The 13,968-nt window shown below is 50.3% G+C and carries 11 protein-coding genes; 7 read left to right on the forward strand and 4 right to left on the reverse strand.

What is annotated here, in order from left to right:
• Positions 1–141: 141 nt before the first annotated feature.
• Complete coding sequence (locus QWU00_RS10205; RefSeq protein WP_014106229.1) at positions 142–843, reverse strand: pirin family protein; 702 nt, start codon at positions 841–843, stop codon at positions 142–144.
• 162 nt (positions 844–1,005) lie between these two features.
• Between QWU00_RS10205 and QWU00_RS10210 the strand changes: the two genes are divergently transcribed.
• Entirely contained in the window at positions 1,006–1,935 is a 930-nt protein-coding gene (locus tag QWU00_RS10210) for a LysR family transcriptional regulator (RefSeq protein ID WP_035382359.1), read from the forward strand.
• A gap of 54 nt (positions 1,936–1,989) precedes the next feature.
• Here QWU00_RS10210 and wrbA read toward each other — a convergent pair whose 3' ends face one another.
• Positions 1,990–2,586 carry an NAD(P)H:quinone oxidoreductase gene (gene wrbA, locus QWU00_RS10215; RefSeq protein ID WP_035352921.1) on the reverse strand — a complete coding sequence of 199 codons (597 nt, stop codon included), beginning with the start codon at positions 2,584–2,586 and terminating at the stop codon, positions 1,990–1,992.
• A 374-nt stretch (positions 2,587–2,960) separates the two neighbouring features.
• A complete protein-coding gene (locus QWU00_RS10220; protein WP_014106232.1) occupies positions 2,961–3,578 on the reverse strand; it encodes a YceI family protein in 618 nt (205 codons plus the stop codon).
• Positions 3,579–3,993: 415 nt separating this feature from the next.
• Here QWU00_RS10220 and QWU00_RS10225 point away from each other — a divergent pair, with 415 nt between their 5' ends.
• The 4 genes from QWU00_RS10225 (at position 3,994) to QWU00_RS10240 (ending at position 10,549) form a co-directional block, all read left to right on the forward strand.
• Complete coding sequence (locus QWU00_RS10225; RefSeq protein ID WP_050856126.1) at positions 3,994–5,010, forward strand: efflux RND transporter periplasmic adaptor subunit; 1,017 nt, start codon at positions 3,994–3,996, stop codon at positions 5,008–5,010.
• A gap of 24 nt (positions 5,011–5,034) precedes the next feature.
• A complete protein-coding gene (locus QWU00_RS10230; RefSeq protein ID WP_035352875.1) occupies positions 5,035–8,178 on the forward strand; it encodes an efflux RND transporter permease subunit in 3,144 nt (1,047 codons plus the stop codon).
• Positions 8,178–9,665: an efflux transporter outer membrane subunit gene (locus QWU00_RS10235; RefSeq protein ID WP_035352878.1), complete on the forward strand. Its 1,488-nt coding sequence runs from the start codon at positions 8,178–8,180 to the stop codon at positions 9,663–9,665. The genes QWU00_RS10230 and QWU00_RS10235 overlap by 1 nt, the downstream gene beginning before the upstream one ends.
• Positions 9,666–9,937: 272 nt before the next feature.
• Positions 9,938–10,549, forward strand: a complete 612-nt coding sequence (locus tag QWU00_RS10240) for a TetR/AcrR family transcriptional regulator (protein WP_048851167.1) — start codon at positions 9,938–9,940, stop codon at positions 10,547–10,549.
• A gap of 332 nt (positions 10,550–10,881) precedes the next feature.
• Here QWU00_RS10240 and QWU00_RS10245 read toward each other — a convergent pair whose 3' ends face one another.
• Positions 10,882–11,814: a LysR family transcriptional regulator gene (locus QWU00_RS10245; protein ID WP_237592341.1), complete on the reverse strand. Its 933-nt coding sequence runs from the start codon at positions 11,812–11,814 to the stop codon at positions 10,882–10,884.
• A gap of 150 nt (positions 11,815–11,964) precedes the next feature.
• Here QWU00_RS10245 and QWU00_RS10250 point away from each other — a divergent pair, with 150 nt between their 5' ends.
• Both QWU00_RS10250 and QWU00_RS10255 read left to right on the forward strand, forming a co-directional pair.
• Positions 11,965–13,074 carry an NADH:flavin oxidoreductase/NADH oxidase gene (locus QWU00_RS10250; protein WP_014106238.1) on the forward strand — a complete coding sequence of 370 codons (1,110 nt, stop codon included), beginning with the start codon at positions 11,965–11,967 and terminating at the stop codon, positions 13,072–13,074.
• 193 nt (positions 13,075–13,267) lie between these two features.
• Entirely contained in the window at positions 13,268–13,924 is a 657-nt protein-coding gene (locus tag QWU00_RS10255; protein ID WP_052051561.1) for an alpha-ketoglutarate-dependent dioxygenase AlkB family protein, read from the forward strand.
• Positions 13,925–13,968: the final 44 nt, after the last annotated feature.

Below are 13,968 nucleotides of genomic sequence, written 5' to 3' on the forward strand. Positions count from 1 at the left end.
GGATCTATCTTGTTGTTTCAGGTAAATGAAGAGTAAGAAAAACCTTGAGCTTCTTTTTTCACTCATGATGATATTAATGGGTTGAGGAAAATTAATAAAGCTGAGAGGTGGGCTTTTCGAACCCTCCCCGTACTCTTTTTTTTATAGCCTTGTATCAACAAGCACTATTTCAGAATCTTGATGTGCAAGGATTGTGAGGGTATCTTTCTCTGAGATGGCAGCACCATCACCCTCTCTGATCATCTGACCTTCAATTTCCACGGTGCCGCGGGCAACGACCAGATACGCCAGCCTTTCTATGCCAAGATGGTAATCGGTATTCTCTTCTCTTATTAATGTTGCTCCCAAGACGCGTGCATCTGTGCGAATTGGAAGAGCATCACCGTCGTTTTCGTAACCGGATGCGAGTATGATAAACTTGCCAGCACGATCGGTTTTCGGAAACACCCGGGTTCCCCACGACGGTGCATATCCGGATCGGGTCGGTATGATCCATATCTGGAATATCCGGGTTGTGACATCCTCAAGATTATACTCGCTATGCTTGATTCCGGTACCAGCAGACATAACCTGAACGTCACCTGCGATGGTACGTCCCTTATTGCCCAGGTTGTCCTGGTGGGTGATGGCGCCTTCCCGGACATAGGTTATGATTTCCATATTCTCATGGGGATGCATGCCGAAACCGGACCCCGGCGCAATAGCGTCATCGTTCCAGACGCGGAGAGCACCCCAATTCATCCGGCTAGGATTATAGTAGTTGGCAAACGAGAAATGGTGCCGTGTATCTAGCCAGCCATGATTGGCGTGCCCTAGCTGTGAGTAAGGACGAACTTCGATCATGATGGTTTTTCCAGATGGAGGTGACGATATGTGGATGGTGTCAAAAAATAGCCGCCCGGCGTTACTGTCGTAAATGGCAATAGTGGAAAGATACGGTTTCTCTTTCTTGGCGCAATGAGTATGTCGAGATATAACTGGACGATCAGCCAAGGGGGAAGTTGTATGAGACTGCCGGATTTTGAAGCATGGGCTATTTTCGCAAAAGTGGCGGAACTTGGTTCTTTTGCGCGTGCGGCAGAAGAAATACAGCTCTCCAAGCCGACTGTCTCAAAGGCGGTCAGTCGTCTTGAACAGACGTTAGGTATTGCGCTGTTCAATCGGAATTCTCGTCACATTTCCCTTACTGAGACCGGGAGGGCCCTTCTTGGCTATGCCAATCGTATTGTTACCGAAGCTGAAGCTGCTGAAGCTGCTGAAGCAGAAGCTCGTGGTGATATGCAACGCCCTTCTGGCCGTATTCGCATTACCGCACCAGTGACATTTGGTATCCGCCATCTTGCCCCCGTCTTGCCGGAATTTATGCGGCGCTATCCTGAGATTGATCTGAATATCAGTTTCAGCGATGCAATTGTAGATGTGGTGGCTGACGGATATGATATCGCGTTACGTATCTCCGCTCTTGCTGATTCCTCTTTGCGCGCACGAAGATTATGCGATGTTGGTCTCTTTCTGGTGGCATCATCGGCATGGCTGAATACTGTCGGCCGACCTGAACATCCACGAGATCTGGAGGACTGTAAAAGCTTCGTTTATACGAATACCGCTGCTCCAGGAATGATTCGTCTCCGAAAGAAGAATTCAGGTAAAGAATTTGTCCTGCCACAAACGTCTAGGTTCCGTGCGGACAATGCTGAAGCGTTCCTGCCCTCTTTAGAGGAGGGGCTAGGCTACGGATTATTTCCCGAATTTATGGTTTCAGATGGATTGCAGGAAGCAAGACTGGAACGAATTCTTCCAGAATGGGAAGGGCCTGTCATAAGTCTATACCTGATTACCCCTCCAAGCCCGATGCGACCTAACCGTGTCAAAGCCTTGATAGATTATCTGATAAAGGCTTTTGAGCATCCACCATGGGTAAAAACCGAGAGGTAGCCTGAACCGGACAAAGAGCCTTCCTGAAGAAGAGTATCGGGAAGGCTTTGATAATCAGGCTAGTTTTTTAGTAATGCCGGCCACATGCTGACCGAGAAATTTCGCCCCATCGAGTTCATTGCTGCTTGGCTGACGTGATCCGTCACCTGCAGCAATCGTCGTGGCGCCATAAGGTGAGCCGCCAGTGACTTCGTCAACTTTAAGCTGACCCTGGAAGCTGTAAGGAAGGCCGCTGATAACCATACCGTGGTGCAAAAGGTTGGACATCAGAGAGTACAGGGTTGTTTCCTGACCACCATGCTGGGAAGCCGTGGAGGTGAAGACCGCACCAACCTTGCCAATCAGTGTGCCCTTGAGCCACAGACCGCCTGTCTGGTCCCAGAAGTTTGCCATCTGAGCAGGGAGGCGGCCAAACCGCGTCGGAGCTCCTATGATAATGGCATCATAATTAACCAGATCATCCGTGGTCGCGATGGGAGCGCTTTGCTCCGTCTTAAAGTGATGCGATTTCGCAACATCCTCAGGCACCAATTCAGGTACTCTTTTTACATCGGCTTCAAGGCCTGCTTCACGGACCCCTTCTGCAATTGCGTTGGCCATCGTTTCGATGTGACCGTAAGATGAGTAATAGAGAACGAGAACTTTTGGCATTTTTACGTCTTTCTCAGGTGATGAAAACAATGTCTTTAAGGAGTTCAGAAACCCCATGATGATAACTCCTGTACGATTATCAAACATCCTAAAGTTGGAAACATTCTGTTTCTGGATTTAGCATGTAAGGATCTGAGAACCCTATTGTTGTTCGTAATGTCGATATCAGGACAGATTTTGAGAACGACCAATGATCCGTAAATGTCTTTTTGCAAGCAGCTCAGTCACGCCACGCGAGCGAGAATGCCTGCGCAGTTGCAACATCTCGCGCAGTCAGGGCTGATATCCCCAGTTGTAATCATTCACTGAAGGATGATCACAACTGGGGTATTCTAACTGTTTGGACCAACTGCGTGCAGAGGTGGCTGCAAGCGTTAGTCCTGCTTTTCGAATGCGCCAGCAATGCGCAGAGTCACATCGTCAGACACGTAAGGCACATACATCTTCACACCGAAGTCACTGCGCTTGATGGTGCCTGTGGCTTCAAAACCAGTGGTATATTTTTTGTCCAGTGCGTTCACGCCAGCACCGATGAAGTGAACCTTCAGTGTTTCAGGCTTTGTCACGCCATGGAGGGTTAGGTTCCCTGTTACGATGGCATCGTTGCGGCCAGTCAGATGAACTGACGTGGACTCAAACGTGGCATTGGGGAATTTGGCAGCGTCGAACCACTGATCGCTCTTGAGTTCATCATTAAGCTTGGCGCTGGTGGTCTGTACGGAGTCTACAGGGATGGTAACAGACAGCTTGGAGGCGGCTGGGTGTTGCGCATCCAGTGTCAATGTGCCGGACACATTGGAGAATACGCCCTGATAATTTGTAAAGCCAAAATGCAGCACGGAGAAGCCAACCTGTGTGTGGCCCGGTTCAACGTTATAGGTGCCAGATTGAGACTGGGCTGCGTTGGTGACAACCTGCGCGGACGCGGGGTTACCTGCCAGAAGCCCGATTGCCATGGCTGCAGCGGAAACAAAAGAAAGACCGTATTTCATAAGTATAACTCCAAATAGACGATTAATACCCGGTGTAGTCTTAGATTGTTCTAGGAGGCTATCAATTCGACGCCTGTTCAACACATCAAATTTATTACAGCTGTATTTTTAATAAATAAATGTAAACGTTGGAAACATATGGTTTCAAAATTTTCTCTATTGTGAGAGGCGTCCAGCCCCGGACTGCATCTGAGGGCCTGCCAGGCTGGGGCCTGAAAGATGACGCTTGGCAGTGAATGAAAAACATAATATTCATTGTTCAATAAAATAGTTTAAACGCTGACTGAAAGGACCATGGCTCGTGACATCGCGCACGTTTTCTAATGCCTGCATCGCAGGTCTCCTTCTTCTTCTGCCTTCGTGTGGCAAGAAAAACGCGGACGCGAATGCTCCTGCAGTGACGGATGTTCATGTCATGCGGGCACACGAGCAGTCCGTAGATCTGACAGGATATGTTCCCGGACGCGCCGCAGCTTATCGACAGGCCGAAATCCGGCCGCAGGTCAGCGGTGTTCTTGAAAAGCGCCTGTTTGTTGAGGGGACTGATGTCAAGACGGGCCAGCAGCTCTATCAAATTTATCCGGTTCCCTATGAAGCTGCCCTAGCGCAGGCAAAGGCTGATCTGGCTCATGGAGAGGCGGAACGCGTTGCAGCAGACGCACGAAAAGCACGGTTCACCCATTTGTCCGGGATTAACGCCGTCAGTCATCAGGACTATGACGATGCCGTCTCCTCTGCGGCTCAGGCAGCGGCGGATATTGCGAGCGCGAAAGCGGAGATCATGTCCGCTCAGGTTAATCTTGATTATTCGCGTGTTTATTCCCCAATTTCCGGGCGTATCAGCCGCACGCTCGTTACGGAAGGCGCATTGGTGACGGCAAATCAGACCACACCTCTGGCGACGGTCACGCAGTTGGACCCGATTTATGTCGATCTGACCGTTACAGGTGAGGCGGTGTCGCGCCTGCGCGAATCCCTGATGAATGAGAAGCGTGACCATACTTCGACTGGGGCTGGCCAGGTCGATGTCGTCCTCGATACGGGACGCCCTTATACGTCACCAGGCCGAATTGATCTTCTCGAAGTAATGGTCGATCCGGGAACCGGAATGACCACGCTGCGAACAACATTCCAGAATCCGGATGCAATGTTGCTTCCGGGCATGTTTGTGCATGCAACTCTGCATTATGGTCGGCGAAAAGCTTTTCTTGTCCCACAGAACGTTGTGCTGCGAGACCTGCACGCCGACCCTTATGTCCTGATTGCCGGATCTGACGGTAAGGCTGTCCTAAGGAAAGTAAAAATTATTCAGGATAGCGGTAATTCATGGGTGATTACTGATGGTGTTTCTGACGGTGATCGTATCATTACTGAAAAACTCCAAACCTTGCAGCCCGGCGATTCGATACATCTTCTTAACGAACCGGCCTGACGGACAGTTGCGGAGTTTTATGTGATGTCAGATTTCTTTATCCGAAGGCCAATTTTTGCCTGGGTCGTTGCTCTTCTAATCTCGCTTCTGGGCGTTATTGCGCTCATGACCCTACCTATTGGCCAATATCCCAGTATCGCACCTCCACCAGTTACCGTCAGTGTTACTTATCCAGGTGCCTCCGCTGAAACAGTGTTGAAAACTGTTGTGCAGCCCATTGAAGAGCAGATGTATGGTCTTGATGGGCTGGAATATATCTCATCGTCTGCGCAGCAGGATGGCACAGCGCAGGTGGTGCTGACCTTTATTCAGGGCACGGATCCAAATATCGCCCAGGTGCAGGTGCAAAACCGCATGACAGTGGCGCAGGCACTCCTGCCGCCAGATGTGGTTGCCCAGGGCGTGAAAATTACCAAGGCAACCAAGAGTTTTACTCTGATCGCCATGTTGGTAAGTGAGGATAACCGGCTCGATTCCTATGCTCTGGGGGATTTTGTCGCTAACCATCTTCAGGAACCGGTTACGCGGGTCACGGGTATTGGTGACTACACCTTCTTCGGTTCAGAATATGCAATGCGCATATGGGTCAAACCGGAGAAACTGACCAGCTACGGGATGACTGTAACGGATGTTCGCAACGCGGTTACAAATCAGAACTTTCAGGTTTCATCCGGTGAGATTGGCGCGCTGCCAAGCCCGGATGAACAGGTGCTTGACGCCGTCATTTTGGGGCCGCAGCGTTTGACCACACCGGAGGATTTCCAGAATATCCTTTTGAAGGTCAACCCGGACGGCACACAGGTTCGTCTGCGTGATGTTGCGCGTGTGGAACTAGGGGCACAAAGTTTCCAGCCAAAGGGTCTCGTAGATGGGCACCCTGCTGCCGGTCTTGCCCTCAATCTCGCGCCTGGTGCCAACCAGATTCAGACAGTCTCCACCGTAAAGGCGCTGTTTGATCGTGCTGCGTCGTCCTTTCCCGCAGGCGTGCACGTTGTTTATGCTTATGACACAGCGCCGTTCGTCATGGAGTCCATGCACGAGGTTGTAGAGACACTGGTTATTGCGATCGGTCTTGTGGTCGTGGTGATGTATGTGTTCCTGCAGAATTTTCGTGCCACTCTGATTCCCACCATTGCCGTGCCCGTCGTGTTGCTTGGAACTTTCGCCGTAATTCAGGCGTCGGGCTTCATGCTCAACACCCTGACAATGCTGGCGCTGGTACTGGCAATTGGTCTGCTGGTGGACGACGCAATCGTTGTGGTTGAGAACGTCGAACGTCTGATGGCGGAAGAAAATCTTTCACCCGCCGACGCGACAAGCCGATCAATGAAGGAAATTACAGGTGCGCTGTTTGGCATCACAATGGTGCTGTCAGTGGTTTTCCTGCCCATGGCGTTCTTCGGTGGCTCTGCAGGCATCATTTACCGCCAGTTCTCCATCACCATCATTGCGGCCATGACGCTTTCGGTCATTACCGCCATTACGTTCACGCCGGCGTTGTGTGCCACTATTTTGCGTCCATCCCACGGTCAGGCGACGAAGGGTCCATTCGGCTGGTTTAACCGGTCATTCGACGCGTTGCTTGAGTATTATGGTCGTATCGTGGTGCGTCTGAATGCGACACCGCTTGCATGGGGGGGGTATTTGTTTCTGAGCGTTGCCGCTGTGCTATGCTTTTTTAAGCTTTCTGAAGGTTTCTTGCCTGATGAAGATCAGGAAGTCGTCTTCGTGCAGGTTCAATCGCCGCTCAACAGTTCGGCGCATGTCACGGAACGTGTGCAGAAAGATATTCGTGAATATGTCCAGGCACACGATAAAGGTGCTGTAGAAAATGTCCTGACGGTGTTTGGCTTCCATTTTGGCGGACGCAGTCAAAGTGCAGGTTTTATCGCAGTCAAGCTCAAGCATATTGATGAGCGTACGGGTGCCGTTCGTACAGCGCAGGACATAGCGTCTGATATTAACGGGCATTTTGCGACGTATGGGGTAGCCCAGGTTGTTGCGTTTCTTCCTCCACCCGTCATTGAACTCGGCAATGCCAGTGGTTTTGATTTTGAGCTGACCAATCCAGGGGGAATTCCCTACGAGCAGTTTTCTCAGGCCAAGGACCAGCTCATTGCCATGGCGCGGAAAGATCCGAGGCTTGTTGCTGTCCGTCTGAATGGACTGGATGACGCACCACAATGGCATTTGAACGTTCTGAGGGAGCGCGCCAATGCTTATTCGGTTTCCAATAGCGATATCAATGATACGATCGGGAGCGCCTTCGGTTCTGCCTATATCAACCAATTCAATATGAGTGGCCGTGCCAAAAAAGTCTTTCTTCAGGGGGAGATGGATTCGAGGTTGCAGCCCCGCGACCTAGAGAAATGGTTTGTACGCAATACACAGGGCCAGATGGTGCCGCTCACTGCTTTTACCGATCCAAAGTGGGAAATTGGGGCTCAGAAGCAGGATGTCTACAATGGTGTTCCCGCTTTCGAAATTCTGGGTGCGCCAGCGGCAGGCATAAGCAGTAGCGAGGCAATGAAGATCATGGAAGATTATGCGGCAAAGCTGCCGGTAGGGCTATCGCACGAGTGGTCTTCTATCTCCTATGAACAGCAGCAGAGTGCAGGGCAATCCGGGAAACTTTATGCTGTTTCATTGATTGTCGTTATCCTCTGTCTGGCAGGACTTTATGAGAGCTGGTCAATTCCTGTCGCTGTCATGCTCGTGATTCCACTCGGAATTCTTGGTGCTGCACTCGCTACTTTCCTGCGCGGTCTGGCAAACGATATCTATTTCCAAGTCGGCCTGCTTACAACAGTCGGTCTGGCCACCAAAAATGCAATTCTTATCGTGGAGTTCGCGAAGATGCACTATGATGCGGGTGCAACATTGGCTGATGCAGCTTTGATCGCGGCAAAAGAACGTCTGCGTCCCATCCTGATGACATCTTTTGCCTTCATTGTTGGTACTCTGCCGCTGGCACTCGCCACAGGGGCAGGTTCGGCTGCGCATATTGCCATCGGCACAGCGGTTGTCGGTGGTATGACTGGTGCGACAGTGCTGGCTGTGTTGTTCGTGCCTAAATTCTTTGTTTCGGTTCTGACCCTGTTCCGGGTTCAGCGCAATGCTCCAGATAAGCCTCCCGTCAGCACAGCGGAAGAAGGGGGGGCGCACTGATGTCGAGGCAGCTTTCCTTTTCATCACTGGTCTTCCTGCTTCTTGGAGGATGTACCATGATTCCGCATTACGAACGGCCAGCCAGCCCGGTTGGCAAGACTTGGCCGAATGGGTCTGCCTATCGTAATACCAAAGGCGTCTCGTCAGATGCCGTGAAATCCGATGCTGCATGGCGCGACTTTTATCGTGATCCACTTCTTCAATCTCTTATTGCAGAAGCGCTGGAGAACAACCGTGACTATCGTGTTGCCATTCAGCAGATCGAAACAGCTGGTGCGCAGTTTGATATTGAAAATGCGAGTCTGTTTCCGTCATTGACGGGGAATGCATCAGGAAATATCCAGAAATATGCTGCTCGAACCATGCGGTTTCCCCATACACCAGCTTCTCAGGGGTCTATTTACCAAAGGCAGTATGGTGTCGGTTTCGGCGTTTCCTCTTATGAGATTGATCTATGGGGGCGCATCAGGAGTGCTTCCCGGTCGGCATTTGATCATTACATGAGTGACGTCTATACGCGTGAGAGCGTGAATATTACGCTCAAAGCAAGCGTCGCTACGACAGTTCTTAACTGGGTGGCCAACAATGAAGGATATCAACTCACATCAGATATTCTGAAAAGCTGGCAGAAAAGTTACGATCTCGTCCTTGAAGCGCGTAAAAGCGGTTCGTCGAGCGACCTTGATGTGGCGGAGGCAGAGGAGGCGCTGCGTGAAGCTGAAAAGCAACTGGAGATCTATGACCGTCAGCGGGCTCAGGCCCTCAATCAGCTGGAACTTCTGGTAGGAAGGCCTCTGACGGACGCTCAGAAAAATGCACTGGAAGGAAAGAAAGCTCTTGCTGACATAGTGGACTTTCCGGATGTTCCAGAAGGTCTCCCGTCTGATCTCATCGGTAGGCGTCCGGATATTCTTGCCGCAGAGCATACGCTTCTGGCCGCAAATGACGATATTGGGGAGGCTCGGGCTGAGTTCTTTCCGAAGATCCAGATTACTGCGTCAAATGGTACAGCAAGTAGTGGCATCAAACGCCTTTTCCGATCCGGAATGGGGGCATGGGATGTCGCCCCGCAGATCACACTTCCGATTTTTGACGAAGGTCGATTGACGGCCCAACTCAAACAATCGAAAGCAAACAAGCGTATGGAGATTGCCCGCTACGAAAAATCAATCCAGACAGGTTTTAGAGAAGTAGCAGACGCGCTTGCTGCCAGAGAGACTTATGTTCGGGAAACGACGGCGCAGGATTGTTTTGTTTCGGCTTCACAGCGGCAATACCGGCTTTCTCGTGCGCGTTTTGAAATGGGGTCAGACAGTTATCTGCAAACACTTGTTGCCCAGAGAACTTATCTCAACGCCGTGACGGAAGGGATTTCTATCCATCTCGGTCAGCGTTCAAACGCTGTTACGCTCTATAAGGTATTAGGGGGTGGCTGGGAGAATGAGACGCCAAAGCGCCCATTCCGTATCGGTGAGCATATTCTATAAGCTTGTCTGACAGACAGCATTATAGGATGGCTTGCTGTGCCGACATTTCTATGGGGTTCAGAATGTTTGGCTTCATCATGCGAAGAGGCTTGGAGCGGATAAAATGTTGTGAGTCCAAGTCTTGTTTTTCTTGAGGGCGCGTTGGGATCAAATTACGAATGTCTGATCATCAACTCTGCCATTGGATATTGAAATTGATGTAATCTGTGCTTGCAAATGGATTTTAATAATCTAAATGGCTGGTGATTGAGCTAACGATGGGACCATCCTTGATGTTGAAGAACAAAAATGAGCGTGATGAAGCTGTTAGGACGCAGATTGTTGAGCAGGCACGCTTATTGTTTGAGCGTTACGGGCAGTCAAAGACAACCATGTCCGATATTGCGGAAGCGGCAGGTATGTCACCCGCACACATTTATAATTTTTTCAAAGGAAAAAATGAAATTATAGATGCCGTTGGTGATCAGGTTTTTTCTTCCTTCGCCAAAAAAATAAAAAAAGAGATTGACACAAAAAAAGATCTTTTTGAAAAAATAGCCACGATATTTCTGTTTATTTATAAGCATAACCGTGATCACGCTCTTCCAAAAGATGATGGGCTATGTATTAAAATTTGTGAGGGGATTGACGGTTGGGATTTTGAAAAGAAATTTGAGGGATTTGTCCTCAAAACAGTTTCTGATATCATAAAACAAGCTGCCGAGCCCGATATTTCGGGGGATAAAGTCCGAAATGATGCCAGAACTATTCTCGACTGTATGTTTTTCGGCGCTGTTTATACCGAAATATTCCGATCTCTTTCAGCGAAAGAGCATGAACAACGCGTCAGATACCAGCTTGAATTTATTCGATCCGCGCTTCTTCAGAGGGGATATGTCGTTTAGTAAAGTTACGCTCGCTCCTGGAATTTCAGAATGTGTCTTTATGGCGTGATCTATTTGCACGTTTGACGTATTAGAAGAATGTGCACCGGCATATTCTCTGCTGGTGCACCAGTCTCTTGAGGAGGAGCAATACTCAGTGTGCCTTGGGCCTATAATGGCTCGTAGCCGCTACACGAGGGCTCCGGACTGCAAATTGGGCGCATCCATGGGACATGATCTGGGTATTTTCGGCCTGTTTAAATTGTCTGTTGTGGTTCGCAGAGTGAATTAAGTTGAAAAACGTAGCATCTTGAATTAGTCGAGTATCTTGAGCATCACATTCAGGCATAGGATTATGCTGACCCAAGGCGACCCGCCATAAAGTCAACAAAAGCTCGGATTTTGGGTAATGACTGTCTATTGGACGGCCACAGGATGCCGACGTCTCTTCTGTCATGAATATATTCGTCCAGAACGGGGATGAGCTGCTTTGCCTTTATCTTTTCATGCACCATGAAGTCTGGAAGCAGGGCGATACCAAGTCCGTTTTCTACCATACTTAGCAATGAGTTTATATTGTTGGAAACCGAAGATGTGGGCAGGTCCGGACTGATTAGTTCACCATTAGTCAGAAATGGCCATGGGGCCAGTTTTCCGCTGCTGGGATAACGATATCTCAGGCAGAGATGTGTCTGGAGATCATCAGGGCTGACTGGCAGGCCCCGGAGGGAAGCGTAGTCTGGTGCTGCGACAAGTCTATGATGAAATCCGCTAAGTCTGCGCATCATGAGACGCGAATCATCAACAGAACCAATCCGCATGACAGCATCAAACCCTTCCTCTACCAGATTGACCAACCGGTCACTGAAATCGAGATCCAGTTCGATTTCTGGGTAGCGTTTCTGAAAAGCAACAATATGTGGCATCAATTCAGTACCCAGATTAGGGAAACCGATGCGTAATCGTCCTTTGGGTTCTGCGGTGACTGCGCTTAATTCTTCTCTGGCTGCATCAAACTCTGCAAAAATGCGATAGCAATGAAAGAGAAATTTTTCTCCTTCAGCCGTCAAACTGATGGCGCGTGTGGAACGGTGAAAAAGACGAGCACCTAGTTCCTGCTCGAGCTTGGCTATTGTTCGGCCAATCGCTGATGAGGAGAGGCCAATCCGTCGACCGGCTTCCTTGAAACTGCTTGTTTCTGCCGCTTGCACGAAGGCTTCCAGGGCTCCAAAATGTGTCATGGTATGATTGCGCTTTGTTCCGTTATGTTCGGATAATTGTCCCATTTATCGCAAGCATGACAAGGGGTAGAAGAAACACGTATTATTCTGAACCAGCAAGATGAATGATGCCGGATAGATATATTCCTCAAAGCGACTTCAATCTGTCGATGGGATACCGGGCATTCAGTTTTGCTATAAAAAGTGGAGTTAATCATGGCCTCTCCCTCTCTGTTCAAGCCGTTTACCCTCAAGGACATTGCACTGCGTAATCGTATCGCCATTCCCCCGATGTGCCAGTATATGGCCACGGATGGGGTCGTGAATGACTGGCACCATATTCACTATGGTGCCTTGGCTCGGGGTGGGGCTGGTCTGGTCGTTGTCGAAGCGACAGCCGTCGCTCCGGAAGGTCGCATTACCCCAAAGTGTGCCGGTCTGTGGAATGATGAGCAGGCACAGGCTTTTGTTCCTGTTGTCAAGGCCATCAAGGACGCTGGCGCCGTTCCTGGTATTCAGATTGCGCATGCCGGACGTAAGGCGAATGCCAACCGTCCATGGGAGGGAGATGACCATATTCCTGAAAATGACCCCCGTGCCTGGCAGACGATCGCGCCTTCCGCCATCGCTTTTGGTAAGCATCTGCCCCGGACGCCTAAAGCCATGACTCTTGAAGATATAAAGCGTGTGCAGCAGAATTTTGTTGATGCGGCGCGACGTGCTCTTGAGGCTGGCTTCGAGTGGATTGAACTCCATTTTGCTCATGGTTATCTGGCGCAGAGTTTCTTTTCTGAGCATAGCAATCAGCGAACCGACGCCTATGGTGGAAGCTTGGAAAACCGCAGTCGTTTTCTGGTCGAAACTCTCGCGGCAGTCAGAAAAGTGTGGCCGGAACATTTGCCTTTGACGGTCCGCTTCGGAGTTATTGAGTTCGATGGTCGTGACGAACAGACTTTTGCTGAGTCCATGGAACTGGTGAAGCGCTTCAAGACCGAAGGACTGGATCTGCTCAGCGTGAGTATTGGGTTCACCATTCCTGAAGTGAATATTCCGTGGGGCCCCGGCTTCATGGCGCCTATTGCTGGGCGTGTCCGTGAAGAAGTGGGTCTTCCGGTGACGTCAGCATGGGGGTTTGAAGTGCCTGCTGTGGCAGAGCAGGCCGCTGCGGAACACAGGTTGGATCTTGTCTCAGTTGGGCGCGCCCTTCTTGCTAATCCGCACTGGCCCTACGCAGCCGCAAAGGCCTTGCGCGCGGATCGACCCGCCTGGGTTTTGCCTGCTCCTTATGCCCGTTGGCTTGAACGCTATAGTCTTGGCCAGTTCTGAGGTGCCAGACGTTATCTGATACCGTCTGGCTACCCGCAAGGTTGAGCCCAAACGCATTTTAGATCGGGTCGTGCTGCCTGTTTCTTTTTCAAAGGAACAGGCAGTTGCCGTATGGAGCGTGTGGGCCGTTGGCTGATTATGAGAGGGTAGAAGAGCGATTGCAGTCTTACAAAAAGGCTGATCTGGAGGCTATGTGGATCTATTCGGCGAAATAAGACATCTCAAATTGAATGGAGGAACGGTCGTCTATGATCCTCGTCCATCTCTTGGACTGTCTCCCGATCTGTTGATGAAGAGACTGAGTTCAGAGCTGGTCTGGGAGCAGCACAAAGTCCGGATTCATGATACTGTAATAGATCAGCCTCGTTTGAGTGGCTGGCATGGGGATATCGTTCATACATATACCACGCTGGCGCATAATCTTCACCCAGAGCCTTGGAGCCCTGTGCTCAAGCAGCTCCGGCAACGTGTTTCAGAGCTGGCGAAAGCTCCCTTTAACTCTATGCTGGCCAATCTCTATCGGAACGGCGCAGACAGCATAGGCTGGCATAGCGATAACGAAGAGGGACTGGGAACTGAACCAACGATTGCTTTGATCAGCCTCGGTGCAGAGAGAAAGTTTTCGTTGAGACGGTGGGACGATCATCGCAGCAGGTGTGACATTATTCTTGAGCATGGCAGCTTGCTTATCATGAGTGGCATGACGCAGAGGTACTGGCAACATGCTGTCCCCAGAACAAGTGCGGTGACAGGGGCCAGAATAAGCCTCACGTTCCGACAGATTGATCCAGTATCAGGCCGCTCTCTGAAGTCGGTCACCCACAAAGAACAATCAGGGACGGATCCGTGATCAATAAGAGTGACGTTGCTGACTGCTATTTTTTATGGGAAGAG

The sequence above is a fragment of the Acetobacter tropicalis genome (assembly GCF_030644465.1).
GTDB lineage: Bacteria > Pseudomonadota > Alphaproteobacteria > Acetobacterales > Acetobacteraceae > Acetobacter > Acetobacter tropicalis.